Origin of the sequence: Gluconobacter roseus (genome assembly GCF_046058915.1) — a bacterium.
Taxonomy (GTDB): Bacteria; Pseudomonadota; Alphaproteobacteria; order Acetobacterales; family Acetobacteraceae; genus Gluconobacter; species Gluconobacter roseus_A.
The window spans coordinates 2,353,864-2,378,871 of sequence record NZ_CP175538.1 but is presented as its reverse complement, the minus strand read 5'-3'; the positions used below and the strand labels follow the sequence as shown (position 1 = coordinate 2,378,871).

18 protein-coding genes are annotated in these 25,008 nt (G+C 61.9%); 8 read left to right on the top strand and 10 right to left on the bottom strand.

Translation table 11 applies throughout. The annotated features are described in order from the left end of the window. Positions 1 to 253: 253 nt before the first annotated feature. Together ACJ2A4_RS11135 and gap are read right to left on the bottom strand one after the other, a co-directional pair. Positions 254 to 1,468: a phosphoglycerate kinase gene (locus tag ACJ2A4_RS11135; protein WP_408872861.1), complete on the bottom strand. Its 1,215-nt coding sequence runs from the start codon at positions 1,466 to 1,468 to the stop codon at positions 254 to 256. Positions 1,469 to 1,471: 3 nt separating this feature from the next. Next, complete coding sequence (gap, locus tag ACJ2A4_RS11130; protein ID WP_408872860.1) at positions 1,472 to 2,494, bottom strand: type I glyceraldehyde-3-phosphate dehydrogenase; 1,023 nt, start codon at positions 2,492 to 2,494, stop codon at positions 1,472 to 1,474. Between the two features lie 207 nt (positions 2,495 to 2,701). Between gap and ACJ2A4_RS11125 the strand changes: the two genes are divergently transcribed. Continuing rightward, the gene (locus ACJ2A4_RS11125; protein WP_408874163.1) at positions 2,702 to 3,133 is read left to right on the top strand and encodes a hypothetical protein; all 432 of its coding nucleotides are present in this window, start codon (positions 2,702 to 2,704) and stop codon (positions 3,131 to 3,133) included. 3 nt (positions 3,134 to 3,136) lie between these two features. Here ACJ2A4_RS11125 and ACJ2A4_RS11120 read toward each other — a convergent pair whose 3' ends face one another. Then, positions 3,137 to 4,171, bottom strand: a complete 1,035-nt coding sequence (locus ACJ2A4_RS11120) for an exodeoxyribonuclease VII large subunit (RefSeq protein ID WP_408872859.1) — start codon at positions 4,169 to 4,171, stop codon at positions 3,137 to 3,139. Between the two features lie 93 nt (positions 4,172 to 4,264). On the opposite strand from ACJ2A4_RS11120, the gene ACJ2A4_RS11115 reads away from it, so the two are divergent. Beyond that, positions 4,265 to 4,663, top strand: a complete 399-nt coding sequence (locus ACJ2A4_RS11115; protein ID WP_408872858.1) for a DUF4186 domain-containing protein — start codon at positions 4,265 to 4,267, stop codon at positions 4,661 to 4,663. Between the two features lie 4 nt (positions 4,664 to 4,667). Here ACJ2A4_RS11115 and ACJ2A4_RS11110 read toward each other — a convergent pair whose 3' ends face one another. After that, positions 4,668 to 5,966 carry an amino acid permease gene (locus tag ACJ2A4_RS11110; RefSeq protein WP_408872857.1) on the bottom strand — a complete coding sequence of 433 codons (1,299 nt, stop codon included), beginning with the start codon at positions 5,964 to 5,966 and terminating at the stop codon, positions 4,668 to 4,670. Between the two features lie 53 nt (positions 5,967 to 6,019). Beyond that, positions 6,020 to 6,481, bottom strand: coding sequence for an Lrp/AsnC family transcriptional regulator (locus ACJ2A4_RS11105; RefSeq protein WP_011252091.1), 462 nt, complete (start codon positions 6,479 to 6,481; stop codon positions 6,020 to 6,022). A 123-nt stretch (positions 6,482 to 6,604) separates the two neighbouring features. Here ACJ2A4_RS11105 and ACJ2A4_RS11100 point away from each other — a divergent pair, with 123 nt between their 5' ends. Next, a complete protein-coding gene (locus ACJ2A4_RS11100; protein WP_408872856.1) occupies positions 6,605 to 8,080 on the top strand; it encodes an aminotransferase class V-fold PLP-dependent enzyme in 1,476 nt (491 codons plus the stop codon). A 20-nt stretch (positions 8,081 to 8,100) separates the two neighbouring features. On the opposite strand, the gene ACJ2A4_RS11095 is transcribed toward ACJ2A4_RS11100, so the two are convergent. Both ACJ2A4_RS11095 and ACJ2A4_RS11090 read right to left on the bottom strand, forming a co-directional pair. Then, positions 8,101 to 8,991 carry a transporter gene (locus ACJ2A4_RS11095; protein WP_408872855.1) on the bottom strand — a complete coding sequence of 297 codons (891 nt, stop codon included), beginning with the start codon at positions 8,989 to 8,991 and terminating at the stop codon, positions 8,101 to 8,103. A gap of 76 nt (positions 8,992 to 9,067) precedes the next feature. Next, the gene (locus ACJ2A4_RS11090; RefSeq protein ID WP_408872854.1) at positions 9,068 to 11,539 is read right to left on the bottom strand and encodes a membrane-bound PQQ-dependent dehydrogenase, glucose/quinate/shikimate family; all 2,472 of its coding nucleotides are present in this window, start codon (positions 11,537 to 11,539) and stop codon (positions 9,068 to 9,070) included. 429 nt (positions 11,540 to 11,968) lie between these two features. Here ACJ2A4_RS11090 and ACJ2A4_RS11085 point away from each other — a divergent pair, with 429 nt between their 5' ends. Next, positions 11,969 to 12,874, top strand: coding sequence for a helix-turn-helix domain-containing protein (locus ACJ2A4_RS11085; RefSeq protein WP_408872853.1), 906 nt, complete (start codon positions 11,969 to 11,971; stop codon positions 12,872 to 12,874). Here ACJ2A4_RS11085 and ACJ2A4_RS11080 read toward each other — a convergent pair. Next, complete coding sequence (locus tag ACJ2A4_RS11080; protein WP_408872852.1) at positions 12,849 to 13,229, bottom strand: ArsC family reductase; 381 nt, start codon at positions 13,227 to 13,229, stop codon at positions 12,849 to 12,851. The genes ACJ2A4_RS11085 and ACJ2A4_RS11080 overlap by 26 nt on opposite strands. A 210-nt stretch (positions 13,230 to 13,439) precedes the next feature. Between ACJ2A4_RS11080 and ACJ2A4_RS11075 the strand changes: the two genes are divergently transcribed. Then, complete coding sequence (locus ACJ2A4_RS11075) at positions 13,440 to 16,751, top strand: Hint domain-containing protein (RefSeq protein WP_408872851.1); 3,312 nt, start codon at positions 13,440 to 13,442, stop codon at positions 16,749 to 16,751. Between the two features lie 107 nt (positions 16,752 to 16,858). On the opposite strand, the gene ACJ2A4_RS11070 is transcribed toward ACJ2A4_RS11075, so the two are convergent. Next, the gene (locus tag ACJ2A4_RS11070) at positions 16,859 to 18,169 is read right to left on the bottom strand and encodes a lipase family protein (protein ID WP_408872850.1); all 1,311 of its coding nucleotides are present in this window, start codon (positions 18,167 to 18,169) and stop codon (positions 16,859 to 16,861) included. A gap of 45 nt (positions 18,170 to 18,214) precedes the next feature. After that, positions 18,215 to 19,975 (bottom strand): gamma-glutamyltransferase, encoded by a 1,761-nt coding sequence (gene ggt, locus ACJ2A4_RS11065; RefSeq protein ID WP_408872849.1) that lies wholly within the window; start codon positions 19,973 to 19,975, stop codon positions 18,215 to 18,217. Between the two features lie 149 nt (positions 19,976 to 20,124). On the opposite strand from ggt, the gene ACJ2A4_RS11060 reads away from it, so the two are divergent. From ACJ2A4_RS11060 to ACJ2A4_RS11050, 3 genes are all read left to right on the top strand, one after another. Continuing rightward, positions 20,125 to 21,066 carry a LysR family transcriptional regulator gene (locus ACJ2A4_RS11060; RefSeq protein ID WP_408872848.1) on the top strand — a complete coding sequence of 314 codons (942 nt, stop codon included), beginning with the start codon at positions 20,125 to 20,127 and terminating at the stop codon, positions 21,064 to 21,066. A 32-nt stretch (positions 21,067 to 21,098) separates the two neighbouring features. Further along, positions 21,099 to 22,325, top strand: coding sequence for an MFS transporter (locus ACJ2A4_RS11055; protein WP_408872847.1), 1,227 nt, complete (start codon positions 21,099 to 21,101; stop codon positions 22,323 to 22,325). 176 nt (positions 22,326 to 22,501) lie between these two features. After that, positions 22,502 to 24,991, top strand: coding sequence for a TonB-dependent receptor (locus tag ACJ2A4_RS11050; protein WP_408872846.1), 2,490 nt, complete (start codon positions 22,502 to 22,504; stop codon positions 24,989 to 24,991). The last annotated feature ends 17 nt before the right edge of the window (positions 24,992 to 25,008 follow it).

Here is a 25,008-nt window from a genome sequence, read left to right as displayed (position 1 = left end):
CGTCGCACAACCGGATCAGTAGTACATGCTGCTCCCATGTCTTGGAGGAGACAGCAGCATTCCAGCGGGACGCCCGCTGCGGATGGGATCTCCGGTCGAAGGCGGAGCAGGCGGTTTCGGGGGCTGGTTGTACGCCTGACACCCAGCGAGACTGCACAGCAGGCAACAGCCTGACAGGAACTTCCTCAACATCCGCCTTCCCTTGCAAAGCGCATAAAAAAAGCCGGGAAGGTGCCCCTTCCCGGCTTTTGTCTTATTCGAGCCCCAGATCGTGGCCCGCAGAGCGAAGCACCTCAATCCCCGGAAGGATTTTGCCCTCCAGCCATTCGAGGAAAGCGCCCCCTGCCGTGGAGACATAGGTCATCTTGTCCACAACGCCGGCATGACGCAGGGCCGAGACCGTGTCACCACCACCGGCGATCGTCTTGAGCTTGCCTTCTTCCGTAAGCTGCGCGGCATACTGCGCAACCTCGACCGTCGCCTTATCGAATGGCGCGATCTCGAATGCACCAAGCGGGCCGTTCCAGACCAGCGTCTTGAGCGTGTCCAGACGGTCCCGGATCAGCTCGACCGTACGCGGACCGGCATCAAGGATCATGGCATCGTCCGGGACTTCGCCGATCAGGCAGGTCTCGGTCGGGACATTGGCCTTGAACTCACGCGCCACGACGGCATCGACGGGCAGGACGATCTCGCAGCCTTTTTCCTGCGCGAGATGGGCGATCTTGCGCGCCGTCTCGTGCATGTCGGCTTCCTGCAGGGACTTGCCCACATTCATGCCTTCAGCCGCCAGGAACGTGTTGGCCATCGCGCCCGTGATGAACAGCGTGTCCACCTTCTCGATGACATTCCCGATAAGGTCGAGCTTCGTCGAGATCTTGGAGCCGCCGATGATCGCACCGACCGGACGCTCCGGATTTTCCAGAGCGGCGGACAGGGCGCTCAGTTCGGCCTGCATCAGACGTCCGGCGAAGGACGGCAGATCGCGGGCCACGCCTTCGGTCGAGGCATGGGCACGGTGCGCGGCCGAGAACGCGTCGTTGACGAAGATATCGCCATTCTGCGCCAGAGCCTTGGCGAACTGCGGATCATTGGCCTCTTCACCCGCATGAAAGCGCGTGTTTTCGAGAACGATGATATCGCCGTCGGCCATGGCACCCACAGCCGCTTCCACGGCCGGACCGACACAGTCGGCCACGAAACCGATCGGCTGGCCGAGGATCTGGCCAAGCTTCAGCGCGATCGGACGCAGGGACATGGCCGGGACGACCTGGCCCTTCGGGCGGTCGAAATGGCTGAACACCACGACGCGCGCGCCCTTGTCAGCGAGTTCGCGGATGGTAGGGGCAACCCGCTGCAGACGAGTGTCATCGGTGATGACGCCGTCATGCATCGGAACGTTGAGGTCGGCGCGGACCAGCACGCGCTTGCCGCGTGCGTCCACACCATCAAGGGTGCGGAAGGCCATCACTCAGAGACTCCCGAACAGGGCGGCCGTGTCGGCCATGCGGTTGGAGAAGCCCCACTCGTTGTCGTACCAGGCGCAGATGCGCACCAGCTTGCCGCCATCGACCAGAGCGGTCTGCGTGGCATCGAAGATGGAGGATGCGACGTCATGGTTGAAGTCTGAGCTCACCAGCGGGGCCGTGTTGTAAGCCAGGATACCCTTGAGCGGGCCTTCCGAAGCGGCGGCGCGGACTGCCTCGTTCACCGCTTCGACGGAGGCCGGGGCGTTCTGGGGCACGAAGTCCAGCGAGACGAGCGAGACGTTCGGCGTCGGCACGCGGATGGCGGTGCCGTCCAGCTTGCCCTTCAGATGCGGGAGGACCAGACCGACGGCCTTGGCAGCACCCGTAGATGTCGGGATCATGTTCAGGGCAGCGGCGCGGGCGCGGCGCGGATCCTTGTGCAGGGTGTCCACCGTGCGCTGGTCGCCCGTGTAGGAATGGATCGTGACCATGTAGCCACATTCGATTCCGAAGGCCTTGTCCAGAACGGACGCCACGGGAGCGAGGCAGTTCGTGGTGCAGGACGCGTTGGAGATGATCTTCATGTCCGGCGTCAGAACGTCGTTGTTCACGCCATACACGATCGTCGCATCAACATCCGTTGCCGGAGCGGAAATCAGGACGCGCTTCGCACCGGCTTCCAGCAGGGCAGACGCCTTTTCGCGAGACGTGAACAGACCCGTGCATTCCATCGCCACATCGACGCCCTGGAAGGGAACCTGTGCCGGGTTGCGCTCGGCGGACACCTTGATCGGGCCATAGGTGCGGCCATTGGCTTCGATGATCAGGGTGTTGCCCTCGGCGCGGACCGTTCCCGGAAGACGGCCGTGGACGCTGTCATGGGCCAGCAGATGTGCGTTGGCCTCGACCGAGCCCAGATCGTTGATGGCGACAACCTCAACATCCGTCCGTCCGCTCTCGATGATGCCACGCAGCACCAGCCGTCCGATCCGCCCGAAGCCGTTGATCGCGATTTTTACAGCCATGACCTGCCCTACTCCGTTCCTTGAAAACTCGGGCATCTTCCATAGCACCGCCACAGCGGAGCAACAGGGGGCATCAACAGTTTTTCATGAAGTTGACTTTATAATCTTGCTCAAAGCCTCCGTTCCTGCGACGGTTCCGCGCGATATGGCACCTTTTGTCCGACATTTCCGTTCGCCGCGGGGTCCTGCGCCCGGTCCGCCCTCTTGATGGGAGGGCTGCTGCTGGCTGTGCCCCTGCTCTCGGGGTGCAAGCTGCTGGACCAGCGCACGTTCAACCCGAATGCGGGCAAGCCGCCTCACCCCTATATTCCGCCCGCCCCCCCGGCTCCGCCGCCGCATGCCCCGTTCCTATCGGTTTCCGAGGGAACCCCGGAATCCGAATATGGCCCCATCGTCGAGCGTGCTGCGAAGGCCGCCCTATCACGCAAGCCGAACGTGCTTTTCATCGTGCAGGCCTTTGCCCCGCCGCAGCCGACCCCGGACGCTCAGGCGCAGGCCCTGACGGACGTGACCAATCATCTGGCCGCTCTGGTCGCAGCACATCTTGCCAAAGCCGGCGCCCAGCCCATCCAGATTGAAATGCACGCCACGACCGATCCGTCAGCCGCCAAGCCTTTCGTCCGCGTCGACGTCCGCTAAGGGTCAGAACAGCCGAGGCAAAAGCAGCCCCAGCGCCACGCCAACCGCGAGCAGGATCAACCCGTTGCGCAGACGTGTTCCGATCGGGGTCCGCTCCGGCACGACAGTCTGCGTCACGCTGTCGCGCAGGGCGACCATTTCTTCCTGTTGCGCCCGGGCTTCTTCCTGTTCCTGCCAGACCCGGCCGCTCATGCGTCGGATGTAATGCCCGGCATCAGCGGGCGTTGTTGCGGCATGGTCCACGACGCGCTCGGCCAGGGTCCGGTTCGCCGTATGGCCCAGCCCCAGAACGCGATGCGCGGGACAGACGGCCAGCGCTTCCAGCACCTGCGGGTTTTCGAACACCACGAAATCGGACACGTCCCCGCCCCCGCGGATCAGGACGATGATGTCTTCCCGACAGGTCCGGATTGCCTCTGCCAGACGGCCGGGATCATTCATGGCCGTGGGCAGGCTTCGCACACGTTCCGGGCGGCAAGCCCCACCGAGGGCCTGAAGGAAATCCTCGGCCACCAAGGCGCTGGACGCCGCTGAATGGATCAGCAGGAGCCGAGCATCCGGCCGCGTGGGATAGGGATGAAACGCGCAGGGCAGTCCGCGCAGGACGTCCAGAACGGAACGCTCGACGCGTTCGATTTTCTGGCGGCCGGGATCGTGAAGTTCCACGGCCACGACCTCGAAGCGCAGCACGACCTGCCCGCGATACTGTCGGGCGCGCAGCATGCCGGTAACATGGACATGATCGCCGGGGCCCACTTCCGCCCGCGCCAGAATGGATTTCTGCACTTCGAGAGCCAGGGTGGTCCCGAACTGCGGATCGGTCAGGGGGAGCTGATAATATTTGGGATAGGCATTAGGCGCGGCATCGCCGAGCTGTCCCGCCACGACCAGCGGAAAGCCCCATTCATCGAAAGCGGCACAGATCTCATCCAGCCGGGCAGAGAACAGGTCCTGCACCTGAAGCGGAGAGAGGACTGTCAGTGTTGTTGTATCTCCCGCCGCGGAAGATGAGCGGGAGCGTCTCGGAAAAGCGTCCATTCGTTACCATATGGAGAAAGAACAAATGTTCTTACAGGGGGCTGAGGCCCTCTCACGCGATTTTTTGCCTGTTTTTCAGAAGGTTGTGGGCTGGTGAGCCGATTTGATCCCGAAGAGCTGTTCGAACGTCTTGCCCGGTCCCGGTTCCGCACCCGCTTTCATCTGGACGATCAGGCCCGACTCTATCTCGAAAGCCGGGGCCTTGATGCCGTCATGGAGCATGGAGCGGCCTTTATTGCCGAACGTCTGGCTCCGGCCCATCCGCCCCGCGATGGCAAGCAGACGCCCATGCGCGGTCATCCGGTCTTTATCGCGCAGCATGCCACCGGTGCGTGCTGCCGGAGTTGCCTGTCCAAATGGCATGGCATGGCGCCGGGAAAGGCGCTGACGGCGGAGCAGCAGGCGCAGATCCTGCTTGTGCTGCGAAGCTGGATCGAGCGGGACTTTGGACGGACCGTGCCCAGCACCCCGGCTCAGGGGGCGCTCTTCTAAAGGCTCAGTCCGGCTGACGGCGCGGCACAAACCGCTCCGCCAGGAAGATCAGCAGGAGTGCCGCCGCACCCAGCACGATCTGCGAACGCGTTTCGGGCTGGATCAGCATGGCGATCAGCGTGCACCCAATCAGCACCAGAGCCGCATAGGCCTTCCAGGGCGATTCCGGCACAATTTTCAGGCGTCCCGCCACGATCATGGTGTTGTTGAACACCATGAACCCGCCCGTAAGACTGACTAGCAGGCCGAAGATCAGCGTCGGCGAGAGCACGGCCACGGCGGCCACCAGAATGGACGCCATCGCACTGACCAGAATGGCGCGGCGGGGAAGTTTCGTGAACGCATCCACCGTCAGGAACGAACCCGGCGCAGAGCCGGACTCCGCCAGTTCGTACAGGATGCGGGACGTCACATAGATCCCGGAATTGAGGCTGGAGAGGGCTGCGGTCATCACCACGACCGCCAGCGCCACATCCGCGAACGGGACATGCAGCCGGTGCAGCACCAGCAGGAACGGGGAATAGCCCGACACCACATCGCTCCAGGGCACCAGACACAGCACGAGCGCAATGGAGACGAGATAGAACCCGCCGATCCGCAGCGCGATGGAGCGCGTGGCGCGGACGATGTTCTGCTCGGTATTGTCGGATTCAACGGCCGCAACGGTGGAGATTTCGCTGCCGCCCATCGAGAACAGGATGGTCGGGATCACGGCCAGAAGCGCCAGCCAGCCATGCGGCAGCAGCCCCCCATGCGCAAACAGGTTGTCATGCACGGGAATGGGACGGCTCAGCAGCGCCCAGATGCCGATGCCGATGAAGCAGACGATTGCCAGAACCTTGATGGCGGAGAACCAGTATTCGAACTCGCCATAGCCCTTGACGGACATGAGGTTCACGCCCGTCATCAGCGTCATGATGAGGATTTCCAGCACGGCATAGGGCAGCGGAATATAGGGCGCGAGCATCGTCGCTACCGCAATGACTTCCACGGCGATCGCGATGATCCAGGTCAGCCAATACGCCCAGCCGGCGACGAAGGCCGCGCGGTTGCCGAGCGCATACTGGATCTGCCGCAGGAACGACGCGCGGCCCGGCACCTTCAGTGCCAGATCGCGCATCATCAGATTGACCAGGAACACCAGCGTTCCGGCAAGCGCATAGGACAGCAGCACCGCAGGGCCACCCAGCGAGAGTGCCGCGGACGCCCCGATGAAATATCCCGCCCCGATCACCCCTCCCAGGGCGATCATGACGACATGGCGCGTACGCAGACTGTGGGCAAGCTGGTCGGGCTGGCTCATGGACAAGGGGTTTCCTGCTGTGGACGGGAGAGGCGTTTTAAAAGAAGGACGCTTCAGACCGGAAGGTCCCTGTTGTCCGCCAGGGTTTCCATAGTCATGTACGAGGTGATGGCATCAAGCTCCACCTTGCTGATGATCTGCTGATAGACACGATCGAAATCGTTCATGTCGCAGGCCACCACCTTCAGAAGATAATCGTATTCACCCGCGATCCGATAAAAATCAACTATGTTCGGTATCGAACCGACCACCTTGCGGAATGTCTCGAACCATTCGCGCGAATGATGACGTGTGCGCATCAGCACAAAGACCGTCAGGGTCAGGCCCAGCGCGGAGGCGTTGAGCCGCACCGTATCATGGGCGATCACGCCGTCCTCGCGCAGGGCGTTCAGCCGCCGCCAGCAGGCATTCTGCGACAGGCCGACCTTCTCGGCGAGTTCACGCTGGGAGGGGGTGCCCTGCTTTTGCAGGATTCTCAGGATCGCCCTGTCCGTCTGATCGAGTTTTCTGGCCATATCGCATCATATGACCACAAAAAGGATTTTTCATCCTCAAAAAAGCAGCGGTTTTCACTCTTTCCGTCGGTCTATCGTCCTTCCATTACGCAGGGCCATCACGGACGGGGGGAACATCGCGCCATGGAAACGATCGGCAATCTCGACAACAGCACCGCCATTCTCGAACAGTTCGAGCAGACGCTGCGCAATAACGGGCTGGCCGCACTCGCCAAGGGCGTGATCGGGGATGGCGCGAAGTTCTCGACGCCGTTCGGCACGCAGTCCCTGCTCTATGCCGATTATGTTGCCTCGGGCCGCGCACTGAAGCAGATCGAGACGTTCATCATGGACGAGATCCTGCCATTCTACGCCAACAGCCATACCGAAGCGTCTTTCTGCGGCGCCTACATGACGCGCCTGCGCAACAGCGCCCGCGCCATGATCGCCCAGTTCTGCCATGCCCCCTCCCCCGATTTCACGACCATCTTCATGGGCAATGGCGCCACGGCCGGGCTGAACCGCCTTGTCCATCTGCTGGAAATTCCGGCCCTGTGCGAAGCGGGAAAGCGCCCGACTGTTTTCATCGGCCCTTACGAGCATCACTCCAACATCCTGCCCTGGCGTGAGAGCGGTGCGGAGATTGTCGAAATCCCCGAAGCCGCCGAAGGTGGACCGGATCTGGGTGTTCTGGAACAGACGCTAAAGGCCTGCCCGGCGGATCGGCTGAAGATCGGTTCCTTCTCGGCTGCATCCAACGTGACGGGTATTTTGACGGATGTGAATGCCGTCACGGCCCTGCTCAAGCGTTACGGAGCGCTGTCCATCTGGGATTATGCCGGGGCCGGGCCGTACTGTCCGATCGACATGCAGCCCGGCACACCGTTTGAAAAAGATGCGGTCGTTGTGTCCTGCCACAAGTTCATCGGTGGCCCGGCAGCGTCCGGCGTGCTGATCGTGCGCAATGCCGCCATGCCCCGCACGACGCCTGTCCTTCCGGGCGGCGGCACAGTACGTTTCGTCTCGCCTTGGAACCACGATTACACCGCAAACCTCGCCGCACGCGAAGAAAGCGGGACGCCGAACGTGATCGGGGATATCCGCGCGGCGCTGGCGTTCATCGTCAAGGACGTCATCGGTGAGGCGTACATGGCGCAGCGCAATGCCGAACTCCGCGCGCGGGCCGTGAAGGCCTGGGGCACCAACCCGGCGATCGAGATCCTTGGCCATCCGACCGCCGATGCCCTTCCGATTTTCTCGTTTCGCATCCGCGATGTGAAGAATAGTGGCTTCATTCACCAGCAGCTTTTCACACGCATGCTGTCGGATCGTTACGGCATTCAGGTCCGCGGTGGCTGTGCCTGCGCGGGGCCGTATGCGCATCGTCTGCTGGGAATTGACGAGGATGAATCCGGCCTGATCCGCAGCGCCATTCTCTCGGGTCAGGAAATCGAGAAGCCCGGCTGGACGCGCCTGAATTTCAGCGTGCTGATGGATGATGGCAAGGTCGAGCGCATCCTGAACGCCGTCAATGAACTCGCCAGCAATCCCTGCGAGACGGCGGCGCAGTATGACTGCGACATCACCACGGCGCGTTTTCGTCCGAAAGCCGCTGCCTGAAACAGGCCGCGAACACGGTCTCAGAACAGATAGGCGATCTTCATGTAATAGGCGTTCGTTTCCGCCACGTTGCGCCCTTCGACGGAATGGGAATAGCGCGGCGTGATCGACAGGCGCTTGGTGACGTAGATCATCGCACCGACACCCAGTGCCGTCTCGCGGCTGCTGGAATTGGCGACCCAGAGGTTGGACGTGTTGTCATGCATGCCGCCGCTGTTCTGCCAGTCGAGTGAGAAGAACGGCTCAAAGCGGGACGAGGCTTTCCAGCTGAAACGCAGGTTGGTGTAGAATACGTTTCCGGCTGAATAGCTGTGATCGCCGTTGCGGTGTTTGGTCGAACTCACGACGCTGCCCAGATCGCCGTCGAAGCTGAAATGCTTCCATTCGTAGTCAAAGATGATGCTCGACAGGTTGGCCCAGTAATGCATCGCCATGGAATCCCGCGTTCCTGACGGGGTTTCCATGAAGGTCTGAATGCCGAGCGTACTGTGCTTGTTGGGCTTGAACCATCCGGCCGGTCCGACGATCGTCGTACCCAGGCCGCCCCAGTTCTGCCCGTTGGCAAGTGTATAGGCCTCGGACTGGATCAGCTCGAAGGCGAAGCTGACATGCGGGATCGCGTCGAAACTGCGGAAATGCACGTATTTCGTCATGCCGCTCCAGGTATGACTGCCACCCCGCGCCCGGCGCTGGCCGCCACTGTCATAGACCGAATCGGCCGCGTTTCCGTCACCGTACTGCACGATCACGTTGAACGGCTTGAAGTCCACCGGAAGGTCGTATTCATGCGGCCCGATGATGGCCAGTGGAATATCCGCGGCATGAGCGGCAAAGCCAGGAACGAGAGCGGCGGCAGGGAGCCAGACAGTCAGGGCACCAAAGCGCACTCCGAGCGTGAATTTGCGATGCATGACGTGAATTTCCATAGACATTAATAAGAGAGTGGAGCGTGCCCGCAGGGGACACGCTCCATCCGGGATCGGACGATCAGTGCGCCTGTGCGCCCTGATCCCCGTCCAGGGAATAGGCGATGATATAATCACCGCTGCGGGTGCCAAGGCCCCCATGACCGCCTGCGGCGATCACAACATACTGCTTCCCGTCAATTTGATAGGACATCGGGGTCGCCTGTCCGCCTGCGGGCAGACGGTCCTGCCAGATGACCTTGCCGTTCGACATGTCAAAACCGCGCAGATAATCGTCGGCCGTGGCCCCCATGAAGGAGACGCCGCCCTTGGTCACGACACTGCCGCCGATGTTGTACATGCCGGTCGGAAGCGGAAGGTTGTTATGCGTCCGGAAAGGACCCGTGTCGCGCGTGGTGCCGACGGGGTGCTGCCAGACGATCTTCTTCGTCACCAGATCGATGGCCGTGATCGTGCCCCAGACCGGTCCTTTACAGGGGATCTCGAGCGGATTCAGCCACGGGCTGGTATAGGCGATGTACGGCGTGCCGTAATCCGGAGACACGCTCAGCGCATCGCCCTTGGCTTCCGGCTTGTCGCCCTGGCCGTTCCACTTCGGCAGGATGCCGGCGTTTTCAGCCTTCTGACGATGCTCCAGACGGATCCGGAACGGCAGGTAGCTCGCATTGGCGATCAGCAGTTTGCGCTGCGGATCGATGGAAGCGCCCTGCCAGTCAACCACACCATAGAATGCCGGATAGACGATCGTCGTCTTGCCAACATGCGGCGGCGTGAACTGACCTTCGTAAGCGGACTGGCGGAACTGGATGCGGCAGATCATCTGATCCAGCAGCGTCGCGCCCCACATGTCGCTTTCCTTGAGGTCCGGCGGCGTCAGGGACGGCAGACCGACAGCGAAAGGCTGCGTCGGGGAGACATGGTCATCCGCTGCAACGCCCGCGGTCGGAACCGGACGTTCCTCAACCGGGTAACCCGGAACCGGCTTGCCGGTACGACGGTCCAGAACAAAGAACTCACCGCGCTTGGTGGTCTGGATCAGAGCAGGAATGTTCTCGCCATTCGGACCCGGCAGATCAACCATGGACGGGCCAATGGCCAGATCCATGTCCCACAGATCGTGATGCACGGTCTGGAAGGTCCAGCGGCGCTCACCCGTCTCGATGTCGAGAGCAATCGTGGCACTGGAGGTTGCATCGTCGAACGGACGGCGCGAGCCACCCCAGTTGTCCGGCGGGGAGTTACCCATCGGCAGATAGAGCAGACCCAGATCCGGATCGGCCGTGTAGACGCCCCAGGCATTCGGCGTGTCACGCGTCAGCTCGTCGTTCGGGCCGGGCTTCCAGTTTTCCGGGTTGTGACCGGCATCCCAGGCCCATTCGATTTCGCCCGTGATCGGGTTGAACGCACGGATTGCACCGGAGGGTTCGAAATTCGCCTGGTTATCGAAGATCCAGCCGCCCAGAACCACACGATCCTTCACCACCAGCGGCGGCGACGTCACGAAGTGGAAGCCGTGCGGAACATGACCGAGATACTGGCGCAGGGAGATGAAGCCGTGCTCGCCGAAGTCTTCACAGGGCTTGCCGGTTTCGGCATCGACAGCCAGCAGGCGCACGTCGCCGACCGGGGAGAAGATGCGCTTCTGGCAGGCCTTGGACCCGTCCGGAGCCTGATAGTCGTCAGCAGCCTTATAGTAGGAGACGCCACGGCAGGCCAGATAGACGTTCGCGGCCAGATCGGCGGCAGCCGGCTTGGGATCGAACTTCCACTTCACCTTGCCGGTCTTGGCATCGAGCGCCATGACCCAGTTATGCGGCGTGCACAGATAGAGCGTGTCATCGATCTTGATCGGGGTGACCTCAAGATTGAACTCGTGGCCCTGATCCGGTCCGGCAACCACACCTTCGTCGGCCTTCTGGACGTCACCCGTGCGGGTCACCCAGGCGCGCTTGAGGCTGCTGACATTCGCCGGCGTGATCTGTGCCAGCGGGCTGTAGCGGTCACCGCCCACCGTGCGGCCATAGGCTGGCCAGTCAGCTTCCGGGGTGTCCTTGGCCGTCAGGTCGGACTGACCTGTCGCCGCCATACGGTCTGCGGGAAGCGTGCCGTTGATGGAGTAGGACGTGAAGCAGCTCGCGATGATCGCAACCATTGCGATGGCGGCAGAGCCGAGCAGTTCGCGCTTGTCCGACACCCAGTTATGACCGGTGCGCCACACCCATGGCAGCAGCATCCAGGCTGCGATGCCGACAAGCGTGAACAGACGGACTTCCAGGCCCCAGATGTCGAAGCCGACCTCAAGAACGGACCAGATGGTCGCCACCAGCAGAAGTGCTGCATACAGACGCGCGCCCAGCAGCGGGTTACGGAAGCTGATACCAGCAGCCGCGAGCATCACGAGGCCCGCAAGGGCATAGAACCACGAACCGCCGAGAATGAGGAGATATCCTCCCCCTCCCAGCAGGAAAAGCCCGACAAGCGCGAGCAGGATAGAGGTTAATGGAGACATTACCCTCTGGAGTGAAGCAGACATGACACCTCGTTCTTGCGAAAAACGAAAACCATTCTATCTGAAATGATTTGTCTTTCCTGATCATCGGCGGAACGCGATACCGTTTGCGCTCCGTCATGGCTGTGGCGGACGGGACAGTCCTGTTCGTACGTCAGGAGTAGCACTAGGCAGCGCTTGCAAAAGCGGCGGCTTTCATGCCTGTTTCCGGTCCGATCCACAGCACTGAACCGAAAAAGAGAGGAGTGTTGCGTTACCGATGGCCTGCAAGAACACATACCCGGCACGCAACGCTTCGCCTTTTCCAGAAATCGTCATTCCCGAATGTGTCCGGCACGGGCTATCCCGCATCGTTGAACGCTCACCCGATTGTGACCGTCTGCGTCGCACCTGTCGCAATTCTGCGACAGTTTTCTGGCACCTGGTGCCAAATTATGCCGGATGCGGGGCCTCATGAGCACCGCCACTACCCGCACCTGCCTTTCGGATTCATGGGCCCGGTGCTCCACGAACTACAATCTCGACCCGTCCGAACGCTGGGAGACCCATGTTCTCAGCCAGCCCGAACTGCGTTTTGTCAGTGGTCGCACGCAGCGCCTGATCCAGAGCGCCGTGCCGGAAATGCAGCGCCTGCACACGCTGGTTGATCCACTGGACTTCACGGTCCTGCTGGCTGACCCCACAGGCATCGTCCTCTCCCGCCACACCCAGCGCAGCAAGCTCAGCGGCTGCCGGCGCTGGCGCTTTCAGGCGGGCGCAGTCTGGAACGAACAGAATGCCGGCACGAACGCCATCGGCACCTGCCTGCGGGAAGAACGCCCGGTCATGGTCATGCACGACCAGCACTGGCGCCTGTGTTTCCGCAAACTGACGGGCATGGCGGTGCCGGTCTATAATTCCATTGGAGAACTGGCAGGCGCGATCGACATCAGTTCATTCACGGCCGAGACCGTCCTGCCGGTCGCGCCCCTTCTGATGGACGCCCTGCTGACAACAGCCCGGCGCGTGAAGGAGAAGCTGTTCCATGACCGCTTTCGGCAGGACATGATCGTCACACTTGGACCTTCAGCATCCTCGTCAGCAATGCTCGTCGCCCTGGACCGGGACGGTCATATCCGGGGGGCAACCCATGCCAGCCGCCAGCACATGAACTGGCCGGAAGGCGAACTATCCGATCTTCCGGCACTGTTGCCCCTGCTCGAGACGCAGGAAGAGCCCAGCTTCCGCAAGGCGGAAGCACAGGTTATCCGCTCTGCCCTGGTGACGGTACATGGAAATGTCAGTGCGGCCGCACGCCTGCTGGGGGTGAGCCGCTCCACGCTTCACCGCAAAATCAGGGTGCTCGCTCTGGATCACTGAATCCAGCCAGAGTCGCGGCATAATCGTCCGGACGGAATCCGACCAGCAGGACATCCGGACCTTCGAGAACAGGCCGCCGGATCATCGCCGGATGTTCCAGCATGAGCGCCACCGCCCGCTCTTCATCAATATTGTCCCGAACCTCCGGCGCCAGTCTGCGAAATGTTGTTCCTGAACGGTTCAGGAGCTTTTCCCAGCCCAGACGTCCGACCCAGTCTTCGAGCCGCGACCGCTCCAGTCCATCCTTGCGATAGTCATGAAAAGTCACGGAAATCGCATGATCCGCCAGCCATGCCCGGGCTTTGCGCATCGTGTCGCAGCTGGCGATTCCATAGATTGTAAGAGTCGCGGTCATACGGTCTGTTCCCGGTCTGCAAGAGGTGTTTCCGACGGATGAACCGCCGGTCCTTCCTTTAAAGACATACCACTGCCTGCCTCACAAACTGATGAAGCCCCTCTCCGGTCAGTCACATTTTGTTGGAAAATCCAAAAAACACGTTGTTAATTTTTTTCTGAAGTGCATAGTTAACAAACTATTAACCACCTGTCGTGGAGCGGGCATACCATGAGCGAACAGACAGTGACATCTGGCCAGACGGTCAGCGGAACCACAATTTCCAGCGGCGATACCCTGATCATCGCTTCTGGTGGCACTGCGGTGGACACGACCGTTCCCGATGGGGGCAATCTTGACGTCCTCGGCGGCGGCGTCATTTCCGGTACCGCAATCTCCGGTGCAGCGGACACCGAAGACCAGAAGCAGTCCGTGATCGTCCGCAGTGGCGGATCCGCCGTGGACACGACCGTGTTCCATGACCAGTTCATCGTCCTCAACGGCGCAACGGCTTCGGGCGTGGTCCTGAATGACGGCGGCATGACCGTGCAGGGCGATGGCTCCGCAACAGACGTTACCGTCAATTCGCAGGGCAACTACGCGGTCTATGTCGATGGCGGCACGATGACCAACACCATCATCAACAATGGCGGTGGCATGGTCGAATACAGCGATTCCGGTGACCACACCGGCAAGGGCGGCTCGTCCTACAACACGGTCGTCAACAGTGGCGGCTTCGACGTCGTGCTGAGCGGCAAGTCCGTCAACGAGACCGTCAACTCGGGCGCTTACGAGCAGCTTTATGCCAATGGCGTAGCCAGCAGCACGACCCTGTCCGGCGGCAAGCTCTATGATGCGGGTTCGGCTCTCGACACCACGATCAACGGCGGCACCCTGACGGTTGAAGCCGGCGGCAGCGCAACCGGCACCCAGAACACCAGCGGCTGGTCCGTCGTCGAAACCGGTGGCGTCACGAGCGGCGCTGTCATCAACGGCCGTGCAGCTTTCCAGAGCGTTGCTTCGGGCGCCGTGGACTCCGCCTCCTCCATCATCAACGGTGCCAAGGAATGGCTGGCCGGAACGGCCGTCAATGACGTGGTCTCCGGCGTTGGCGAACTGCATATCGCATCCGGTGCCGTCGCATCCAACACGGCTGTCAGCACGCACGGACATGAATATGTCAGCGCAGGCGCTGTCGCTTCGGGCTCGACCGTGTCCTATCAGGGCATGGAATTCGTGGACGGCATATCGCAGAACGCCACGCTGTCCACCAACGGCCTCCAGATCGTTTACGCTGATGGCCTGGCCAACAATGCCACGCTGTCGACGGGTGCAGTCCAGTACGACAACGGCATTTCCCAGAACACGGTTCTGAACTCGGGCGGCGCTGAAGTTGTCGGCCAGTATGGTCTCTCCTTCGACACCACCATCAATAACGGTGGCACCGAGACGGTGAATGCCGGCGGCACGGGCGTCAGCGAAACCGTCAACAAGGGCGGCGTTGCAGACGTCCTGTCCGATGGTCGCACCTACAACACCAACGTGACCGGTGGTGTGGAAAAGGTCGAGGCCGGCGGACGCAGCGTCAGCACCAACCTGAAGAGCGGTAGCGAAGTTGTCAGCTCCAGCGGCCAGGCCATCCAGACCAACGTCAGCGGCGGCACCCTTGTGGACTCCGGCCTCGCAGACGGCACCGTCATCACTGGCGGCTCCATGACCGTCGCAAGCGGTGGCTTTGCCAACGCCACGACTGAAACCACGGGCAACATCACCGTTCAGTCCGGTGGTTCGACGGTTGGCACGCTCCTCAGCGGCGGCCAGGCTTTCGAGACGGTCCAGGCCGGTGGCGTCGAGAACGGCGCAACGGTCATCCGCGGCCATGAATGGGTTGCAGGATCGGCCTTCGGTGACAGTGCCACGACGCTCGGCAAGATCGACGTCCTCTCCGGCGGCTACACCAGCGGCAGCACCATCACGCGCCACGCTCACGAGACGATCAGCGCAGGCGGCACGGCCGTCGGCACCGTCCTCGACCAGCAGGGCATGGACTATGTGTATGGCGCTTCCATCAGTGCCACCGTCGAAGGCGGCAGCCAGCAGTTCATCAGCGCAGGAGGCACGGCCAGCGAGACGACGGTTGGCAGCGGTTCCATCCAGTATGACGGCGGTCGCACCGATCACACCGTCCTGCAGAAGAATGCGTTCGAGACGGTCCTCTCCGGCGGCGTTGCTGACGAAACCAGCGTTGCTTCCGGTGCCTGGCTGACGGTCGATGCCGGTGGCGAGATCGACGAGACAATTCTTGCAGTCGGTGGCCATATCGACATCGACAGCCTGCAGTATGCCGGCGTGGCCAAGGCCGCCATCAACGGTGACACGCTTGTCGTTACCGAAGGCGACACGAGCTACACGATCGACCTCGAAGGCGACTATTCCGGCTACCATGCCGATCTGACCGAAGACCGCGATGGCAGCACGGTTGTCACGCTCGCCAAGGGCAGCGAGATCTGCTTCCTGCCGGGCACGATGATCACGACGCCTTCCGGCACCACGGCTGTCGAAGCCCTGCGCATCGGCGACACGGTTACGGCCTGGGTCGATGGCAGCCCCGTCAGCCGCAAGATCACCTGGGTCGGCAGCAAGCGCGTCCGTGCACAGGGTGGCGCCTCGGCTGACCTCTCCGGTCATCCGGTTCGTATCCTCAAGGATGCGATTGCTGCGAACGTGCCGAACAAGGACCTGCTGGTTACGCCGGAACACTGCCTCTTCATCGATGGCCGTTTCGTCCCGACCCGTATGCTCGTCAACGGCCGCTCGGTGTTCTACGACCGCTCCATCAGCGTCTATGACTACTTCCACATCGAGACGGAAAATCACTCCGTCATCATGGCGGATGGCATGCTGACCGAGAGCTATCTCGACACCGGCAACCGTCGCACCTTCACCCAGCACGGTGAAGTCGCAAGCCTCGGTGGCCGTCAGAAGAGCTGGGAACAGGACGCTGCCGCAGCCCTGACCGTGGACCGCGCAACGGTGGAGCCGATGTTCCGCCAGATCGCGGACCGCGCCATCGCTGCCGGTCTGGAAAACCATGAGGCTGCTGCCGAACTGACCCAGGATGCGGATCTGCATCTCGTGGCCGATAACGGTACGGTCATCCGTCAGAGCCGTGAGGCCGCTGGCCGGGCGATCTTCATGATCCCTGCCGACGTGACGGCAGTCCGCATCGTCTCCCGCACGGCCCGTCCGTCCGAGACGGTTGGACCGTTCGTTGATGACCGTCGTGAACTGGGCGTTCTGGTCGGCGATGTCGTCCTGTACGACTCCCGCGCCACGCGCTCCATCACGTCGCATCTGACGCAGGCCGATTTGGATGGCTGGCAGGTTGCCGACGACGCCACCTGCCGCTGGACGGCTGGCAATGGCCTGCTGATGCTCGGTGAGCGTGATCAGGACAGCCTGGCCCTGCTCTCCATCGAGATCCGTGCCGCCGGCCCGTATCTTGCAGACAGCACCGTCGAGACTGCTGCCCAGTTCGCCTGATCCTTCAGGCTCCGCGGCGTTCCTTCACGGGATGCCGCGGGACAGAAAAACCCGGGAGAGGCCTCGCCTTTCCCGGGTTTTTTCATGCCTGACGAAGTAGCGCCCGATCAGTTGTTCCAGCGGACACCGGCGAGCGGCTTCTCCAGCCTGGAGATCGGCTTGATGGTCCGGCAGTTCCCGCGCGGCTTGACGCCTTTGAGCAGGCTGAGCGCGAAGGGTACGGAATCATCGGCCGAGACATTGACCGCGCCGTTATGGGTCAGGCCCGGATACTGCTTCCAGGTCACGGGCGTTCCGGCGTCGCACATCGCGGCGACCGCATCATACTGCTGGGACACGCCGGCCTCGTCATCCGCAAGCCCCGTCCCCACGAAGACCGGCATCTTCAGATGCGCGTCCGGGATGGTGAAAGCCGTATCGAAACCCTGTTCCAGCGGCGAGCGGTCGCCGGTGAAGACGTTCTCTTCCGTCATGTCATGGGCGTTGGTGTATTTGAATAGATCGCCCAGGCAGGACTGACGCGCCTGATGGGAGAGCTCTTTTCCCTTCTCCGTCATGAACTGCCGCACATCCGCTTCCGGATGCAGGCTGGTCATGGAGCCTTCAACCGTCAGGATGCCATAAGACGCCGACATATGCGGGGATTCCGGATTGTCACGCGTGATCTGCGGGTGGGTCGTGTTGGTCGGAACATGGAACGCGATCACGACGCCCGTCGCCACCGTGCCCAGAACATGCAGGTCCGGCGCATATTGCGGAGCGAGCCAGCCCGTTCCGAGAGCTGCTCCGCCACCCTGCGACTGCCCCACAAGGACGATCTGGTTGCGCAGCGTGCCCTTGTACTGCTGAAGCGAGGCCCGCAGCCCGTTCAGGACACTGTAGCCTTCGGGACGATACATCAGATACGGGTGCGGTCCCGGCGTTCCCAGCCCCTGATAATCACTGGCAACCACGGCAAAGCCCGCAGCCAGCCAGCGGTCCAGATAGGCCCGGTCCCGCGAGAAATAGCCGCGCCATGAGGGGGCGCAGATATCGGCAATCCCGGTCGTGCCATGTTCCCAGGCCACGATCGGCCAGCCACCCTTCGGCGGTGTGCCCTTCGGGAAGATGATCTGCCCGGAGACGGCTACAGGCGCGGGCTCGCCGACACCGCTGACGGATGTGTAAAGCGTGCGGACAGCCAGACCGGCATTGTCCGGCAGGTGCTTGCCCTGAATTTCCTCGGTGCGGATCATGTTGCCCGGCCCGGACGGAAGCTGTGCCGGCGGCTGATAGAAGGCGCTGACGCCACCATCGCCATGCGGGCGGTCCGGCTCGACTACTGCGATCTGCTGTTTCGGTGCGGGCTGCGGCGTGGCGCAGGCGGCGAGCGTTCCCAGTGCGCTGGCACACAGGAAAAGACGGGCAGGAAACTTCATGAGGCTCTCCAGCGGATGGGAAGGATATCGTTGAAGGTCAAAGGCTTACTGGCCGAAGGCGACACCGTCGCGATGGGGATCGCCCCAGCCGGTGAGCCCGTCCGGACCAATGGTGATGGCCTGCACGGCGGCATTCATCACGGCAGCATGCGGGTGATGGCCCATGCTCTCAAGCGCGGATTTCAGCTCCGCGGCTGCCGTGCCGTGTTCCAGCTCTTCCGCACGGTTCTGCGCGCCGATGCGCGGCTGTTCGATGGCCGTGCGGATGTTCTGCCCCCAGGCGAGATGGCCGACCAGCGTCTGCACCACGGAATCAATGATCCGCGCGCCACCGCCAGCGCCCACGATCACTTCAGGCTGGCCATCCGCGCCGAATACGATGGTCGGTGCCATCGTTGTGATGGGCCGCTTGCCGGGGGCCGCGATATTGGCGACCGGCTGCCCGTCCACGACAGGATGCGTTGCGAAATTGGTGATCGCGTTGTTGAGGACGACACCGTCCACCACGATATCCGCCCCGAAGTTGAGATTGATGGTCGTGGTGAAGGACAGCGCATCTCCGGCAGCGTCACGAATGGCCAGATGCGTCGTGGCGGGCACCGTCATCGCATCCGAAACCGGAAGACTGGCCAGACAATTCTTCAGCACGCCTGGACGGACCTGACCTGCCGCCTCACCTTTCGAGACGAGAGCCGCACGCGCGTCCAGATAGGCGGGGCTCAGCAGTTCATCCGTCGCAACGGGCGTGTAGTCGGGGTCGGCGGCATATTTGCGGCGGTCGGCCTCTGCCAGACGCGAGGCTTCGAGCAGAAGATGCGCGGCCTCGACGCTGCCGGGGCGGTACTGGCCGATCTTCAGACGATCAAGGATCGCAAGCTGCTGGAGCACGGACAATCCACCTGCGACCGGCGGGGCAGCGGAGCAGATGCGGCGGCCAAACGCCTCGACACAGAGCGGCGCGCGTTCGCGGACCCTGTAAGCTGCCAGATCCTTCGGCGTGATGTGTCCCGGATACGGCCCTGTCGCCACGGCAGCAGAAATTTTGCGCGCGAAAGCGGGTCCGTAGAAGTAGTCCGCGCCCTTTGCCGCCACCTGCGTCAGCGTCTCGGCCAGTGCCGGATTGTGCAGGATCGTGCCTTTGGGCAGCGGATGACCGTCCGCATCGAAATAGGCCTTGAAGCTGGCTTTCTGCGCCAGTTCCGGGCGTTCCGTCAGGACGAGATGCAGATAGCCGGGCATCGCATAGCCATTGCGGGCCGTAGCAATGGCGGCCTGGAACAGATCGGCCCAGGGGAGCTTGCCGTAACGTTTGTGCAGCAGCTCCAGCGTCCGCAGTGTGCCCGGGACGGCTACGACGCGTCCGCTGCGCTCCAGCAGGGCGTGAGGAATGGCGTGCCCGTCCGCGTCATGCGCGTAATCCTGCGGCACGATGGCAGGAGCGGCTGCCAGACCATCATAGAACGAGAGCTTTCCAGCGCCCTTGTCCCAGTACAGGATCGTGGACCCTCCCCCCAGACCGGACGCCTGCGGCTCGACCACGGCCAGCATCATCTGCCCCGCAATGGCGGCATCAACCGCACTGCCACCGCGGCGGATCACATCCATCGCGGCCTGCGAGGCCAGCGGATTGGCGGTGGCGGCCATGGATGTCGTGGCCGTGCTGGGCCGGGCAACCGGAGCCGTACTGACAGCCGCATGATCCGTCTGCGCACATCCGCCCAGCGCCAGTGTCTGCATCAGTCCCATCATGCCGAACACGCCGCACAGGCTGGCCCGGCGACGGCTGAAAAGACGGTTGCGAGCCAATGGACGGGATGCAGGAAATGCTCTGGAATGCATGATGCAGCACATACTTTCATGGTCGGAACGGAAAACATCGTAACAGGATCGTTACGGCCTTCAATCGCCCCGATAAATGCTGCTATGATGGAAACATTATCAACCAGCGGTTTGCAATGAACGTTTTTCAGGCCATGACCACCTTCATGGCGGTCGTCGAGACAGGAAGCATGACCGCCGCCGCAGAACGCTGCGGCATTTCCCCCACCATGGTGGGCAATTACGTGCGCCTTCTGGAGGAACGTCTGGGCACGAGCCTGCTGCGTCGTACCACGCGCCGGCAGAGCCTCACGGCGTTCGGAGCCGTCTATTTCGAGAAATGCCAGTCCATTCTCAAACTGCTGGATGAAACCGAACATCTGGCACAGGTCGCGCAGACCCTGCCCTCCGGCACCCTGCGCGTCACGGCCTCGGTCACTTACGGCACCCAGAGTGTCACCCCCTGTCTGGCGCGGTATCTGGCCGAAAATCCGTCCGTGGATGTCGATCTGGTGCTGACGGAACGCAGCGTGGATCTGACGCATGAGAAGTTCGACATCGCCATCCGCCTGGGCGTGCCTGAACCATCCTCACTCATGTGCCGCCGGCTGACGGATTACCGCATGACGCTGTGTGCGTCTCCGGAGTATCTCGACCGCCGGGAGGAGCTTCTGGTGCCGCAGCAGCTTGCGACGCATGATGCGCTGGCCTTTGCCTACACGTCCTCATCGCCCTGGCACTGGGCGCGTCATGAGTGGCACTTCGAAAGCCCCAAGGGGCGCGTGACGGTGGAAATGCGCCGGCGTGGGCTGTTCAACAGCACGCAGGCCATGCGACGCGCGGCTCTGGGCGGGCTGGGCATCGCGATGCTGCCGACCGATCTGGTGCAGGACGATCTGAAAGCCGGAACGCTTCAGGCGCTCCTGCCGGACTACACCCTGCCCTCACGGCCGATCTATCTGCTGTATCACAAGGAACGCTACAGCGCGCCGACGCTGCATTCCTTCATCCAGTTCATGATGCGCAATCTTGGAGACCGCCAGACCGGGTCAGGGCAGATCGGGCCCGGCGCATCATGACCACCGGCGACAGGCTTCTCCCGCGACCCGGGATGACGCTGCCTGTCATCGCCTCCATTCTCGGCAACATCATCGAATATTATGATTTCGTAATATACGCATCGTTCTCGGCCTCCATTGGTCGGACATTCTTTCCGTCCGGACTTGCGCTGTCGCAGGTCGCCCTGACCCTCGCCACTTTCGGCTTCACCCTGCTCGCCCGCCCCGTCGGCGCCATCGTTCTGGGGATCTGCACGGACCGCAAAGGTCGCACCTTCACGATGATCCTGTGCATCCTGCTCATGGCGCTGGGCAGCCTGCTGATCACAATCACGCCCGGCTATCAGACCATTGGAATTGCCGCACCTGCCCTGATCGTTACGGCGCGCCTGCTGCACGGTTTTTCCCTTGGCGGAGAATTTGGAAGTGCCACCTCCTTCCTGATCGAACAGGCGCCGGGTCATGAAGCGCGGGCCGCAAGCTGGCAGGCCATCGGGCAGATCATCGCTTCACTGACCGCAGCCATCGTCACACTCACCCTGACATTCCTGCTTCCGGTACAGGCCTTTGACAGCTACGGCTTTCGCATCGCCGCCGGGCTTGGTGCGCTTGCAGGCCTGGCGGCTCTGATCCTGCGCTTCAGGCTTATTCGGGACCAGCCTCCTGCCCTGCCGGTCACATCGCCTCCCCCTTCCCCTTTCCTGCGTCGTGAGAACCTGCTGCGCACGGTCGCCGTCATGGGTGCTGTCGCTCTGGGCAGTGGCATCACTTATCTCGGCATCTACATGCCGCATTATGCCCGTTTGCACTTTCATGTCGCCGCATCCCACGCCTATGCCTCGGCGCTGCTGACCTATGGCGGACAGCTTCTGTTCACACCCCTGCGCTGGAAACTTGCCGATCATTTCGACAGGACCCACAGCATCCGGCCCATGCTCCTGTCCTGCGCAGTCCTGTTCTGCCTGCCCTGGCCGATGTTCCGGCTGGTCGCATTCTGGCCCGAGAGCATTCTGCTGATGCCACTGCTCTTCAATGTCGCAGGACTGCTTTATTTCGCAGCCCTCGACGGCTTCATCGGCATGCTATTCCCCGACCGCCTGCGCGGACGTGGTCTGACAATCGGCTATTCCTTCGGGGTGGTCCTGTTCGGCGGTCTGGCCCCGCTGACAAACGCCGCCCTCATGTCATGGAGTGGTACGGAGCAGGCCCCAGCCTTCTATCTGGGCCTGACCGCACTGATCTCCGCAACGGCGATCTTCCTGTCACGACGCCTGATCTGACAGGCGAACGTTCCGGAGTTTCCATATTGCCATGACGCAATGGAAACCTCTGCTTCATGACAGACTATGAAACTACCAATTTTTCCTTGGGAATGTTCTTATGAACGCCTCCTTTATCTCAAGCCACAGATTCATAACGGTACCGTAGCGTTAGTTTTTTCAGGATCCCGCCAGAAATGTCTTTCAGAATCCCCTCTCCGTCAGGCCCCGTGCGTCCCAGCCGACTGCCCGCGTTCTCCTTTCTGATGGGAAGAGGGAAAAAATTTCTGGCGGCTGCCACGATCCTCAGCGGCGCAACCGTTCTGGCCGCAAATGCGGCCTGTGCCGAAGACGCCACGAAGCCCAAGCACAGCCGCAAGACGGCTCAGCACGCACCACGCACCGTGGCAGAGCCCAGGGGTGGCCAGGAATCCATCAGCGTTCTCGGACAGCGCGGTCAGGCCCCTGGCGGCGGCATGATGCGGGTGGAAACGGCGGCGCGTTCGGTCCAGTCGGTCACGCAGGCCTATATCGAGATGCAGAGCCCGACCAGTTCTCCGCTTGACCTCATCAAGAACCTGCCCAGCGTCAACATTTCGACGCCAGATCCTTCCGGTAACGAAGGCGGCTCCATCAGCAGCCGTGGCCTGTATGACAACGACATCGGCTTCCTGCTCAACGGCATGCCGATCGCCAACGGCTCCTCAACGTCTGCGTCGAACTTCATCCAGAACTACATCGACAGCAACAACATCGCCTCGGAATCCATGACGCCGGGTTCGATCTCGGTTGAAGATCCGCTGACCTCCGCCGCGGCTGGTGCGCTGAGCATCACCACCCGCGCACCTTCGCAGAAATTCGGCGGTTTCGTCTCCGGAAGCTACGGCTCTTTCAACACATCGCGCGAATTCATCCGTCTGGACAGCGGCGAGATCGGCCATTCCGGGATCACGAGCTATGCCTCGTTTTCGAACATGCATTCGGACGCCTGGCGCGGTTCGGGCACCAGCGAGCGCAAGCACATGGATTTCCGGATGACCAAAAAGATCGGTGAGCGCAGCGCCGTCGATCTGTTCGTGGGCTACAACCACTCGTTCTATTACCAGAACCGCTATCCCACGATGGCGAACTTCTACGCGGACAAGAACGGCCTGCCGGTCACAACCCCCATCAGCTACACCGCGACTTTCAGCGCGACGTCCCCCAGCAGCTATTACGGCACGCATGGCTCGGACAAGGACCAGTTCTACGCGTCCCTGCCGATGCATTTCGCGCTGAATCATCTCTTCAGCGTCACCATCACACCATACTATCAGCGCGGCGCCATCACACTGAACAGCGCCTCGCGCCTGCAGGAAGGCCATACCTATGCGGGAACGGCCCTGCAGAAGGTTGACCTGAACGGTGACGGCAAGATCAGCACGGCCACGCGCGCGGCCGTCTCGAGCAATGCCATGTCCCTCAACCAGCAGGGCGGCGTCGTCGCCAGCCTGCACTGGCATGGCGAGAACAACGATGGCCAGATCGGCTACTGGCACGAGGAGAATTCCTATTCCCTCAAGACGCCTCTCTCGCGAATGAACCAGGTCACGGGTGCCCAGCCTTCGGACACGGATACGGCCGCCTATTACCGCACCACCAGCGGCAACATCTATTATTCGACGAACTATCTCGGCTCCTACAGCCTCAATTCCGGCTTCATAGAAGACACGCAGCACTTCCTGAACCGCACGATGTCGCTGACCGGCGGCATCAAGGTTGTCTCCGAAACGCTGCGTGGACAGGACTTCCTGACCAGCACGGCCAGCCGCTCGAACCACACCTTCGTCTCACCGATGCCGCGCATGTCCTGGTCCTGGGACTTCGCACCCCACCACCAGATCTACATCAATGCCGAGGGCGATTTCCGCGCACCGTCCCCCGTCAATCTCATCACGCGTTACAGCACCTCCACGGGTGCGATGACCACCTCGGGGGCCAATGTAAAGCCACAGTATTCCATCAAGGAAGAGCTGGGCTACCGCTATACGGGTAACGTGTTCCTGGCGGATATCAGCGTCTACAAATTCAACGTCACCAACCGCCTGCTGTCGCTCAACACCTACAGCAATGACGTACCTGTCAGCACAACGCTCAACACGGGTGGCGAGACGATCCGCGGCGTGGACCTGATGCTGTCCACCAAACCGCTGTTCCACCGCTTCCGCCCGTATCTGTCGTTCGAATACCTGCACGCCACAATGGACAACAACCTGCCGGTTGCTGCGGATAACGGCTCGATCGACTATCTGAAGACCAAGGGCAGGACGCCGATCATGACACCGAAGTTCATGGGCAGCATCGGCCTGACCTATACGGAAGGTCCGTTCTTCCTGAATGCCAGCATCCGCTACACGGACAAGCAGTATTCCTCGTTCATGAACGACCAGGCCATGCCGTCCTATTTCTCGGACTCGCTCGCTCTGGGCTACCACCTGCCGAAGTTCTTCATCGCGCAGTCGCCGGTCTTCAAGCTGAACTTCACCAACCTGACCGGCCAGTACAAGCTGGGTGGCGTCTATAATTTCTCGGAAAACGCCCGGGCGACGACGGGTGTGTACGGCAACAAGATCGCTGCGGATTCCGCGCCGTCCTACTATATCCAGCCGCCCTTCTCGATGATGGGTTCGCTCTCCACCAGCTTCTGAAGCAACGACGGCTCCCT

Excerpts from the sequence above, each read along its gene's own strand:
- ACJ2A4_RS11055 (WP_408872847.1), top strand. The coding sequence starts at position 21,099 with ATGACGCTGCCTGTCATCGCCTCCATTCTCGGCAACATCATCGAATAT.
- ACJ2A4_RS11110 (WP_408872857.1), bottom strand. The coding sequence starts at position 5,966 with ATGAGCCAGCCCGACCAGCTTGCCCACAGTCTGCGTACGCGCCATGTC.
- ACJ2A4_RS11100 (WP_408872856.1), top strand. The coding sequence starts at position 6,605 with ATGGAAACGATCGGCAATCTCGACAACAGCACCGCCATTCTCGAACAG.
- ACJ2A4_RS11125 (WP_408874163.1), top strand. The coding sequence starts at position 2,702 with ATGGGAGGGCTGCTGCTGGCTGTGCCCCTGCTCTCGGGGTGCAAGCTG.
- ACJ2A4_RS11060 (WP_408872848.1), top strand. The coding sequence starts at position 20,125 with ATGAACGTTTTTCAGGCCATGACCACCTTCATGGCGGTCGTCGAGACA.
- ACJ2A4_RS11085 (WP_408872853.1), top strand. The coding sequence starts at position 11,969 with ATGAGCACCGCCACTACCCGCACCTGCCTTTCGGATTCATGGGCCCGG.
- ACJ2A4_RS11075 (WP_408872851.1), top strand. The coding sequence starts at position 13,440 with ATGAGCGAACAGACAGTGACATCTGGCCAGACGGTCAGCGGAACCACA.
- ACJ2A4_RS11050 (WP_408872846.1), top strand. The coding sequence starts at position 22,502 with ATGTCTTTCAGAATCCCCTCTCCGTCAGGCCCCGTGCGTCCCAGCCGA.
- ACJ2A4_RS11105 (WP_011252091.1), bottom strand. The coding sequence starts at position 6,481 with ATGGCCAGAAAACTCGATCAGACGGACAGGGCGATCCTGAGAATCCTG.
- ACJ2A4_RS11090 (WP_408872854.1), bottom strand. The coding sequence starts at position 11,539 with ATGTCTGCTTCACTCCAGAGGGTAATGTCTCCATTAACCTCTATCCTG.
- ACJ2A4_RS11070 (WP_408872850.1), bottom strand. The coding sequence starts at position 18,169 with ATGAAGTTTCCTGCCCGTCTTTTCCTGTGTGCCAGCGCACTGGGAACG.
- ACJ2A4_RS11080 (WP_408872852.1), bottom strand. The coding sequence starts at position 13,229 with ATGACCGCGACTCTTACAATCTATGGAATCGCCAGCTGCGACACGATG.
- gap (WP_408872860.1), bottom strand. The coding sequence starts at position 2,494 with ATGGCTGTAAAAATCGCGATCAACGGCTTCGGGCGGATCGGACGGCTG.
- ACJ2A4_RS11095 (WP_408872855.1), bottom strand. The coding sequence starts at position 8,991 with ATGCATCGCAAATTCACGCTCGGAGTGCGCTTTGGTGCCCTGACTGTC.
- ACJ2A4_RS11135 (WP_408872861.1), bottom strand. The coding sequence starts at position 1,468 with ATGGCCTTCCGCACCCTTGATGGTGTGGACGCACGCGGCAAGCGCGTG.
- ACJ2A4_RS11120 (WP_408872859.1), bottom strand. The coding sequence starts at position 4,171 with ATGGACGCTTTTCCGAGACGCTCCCGCTCATCTTCCGCGGCGGGAGAT.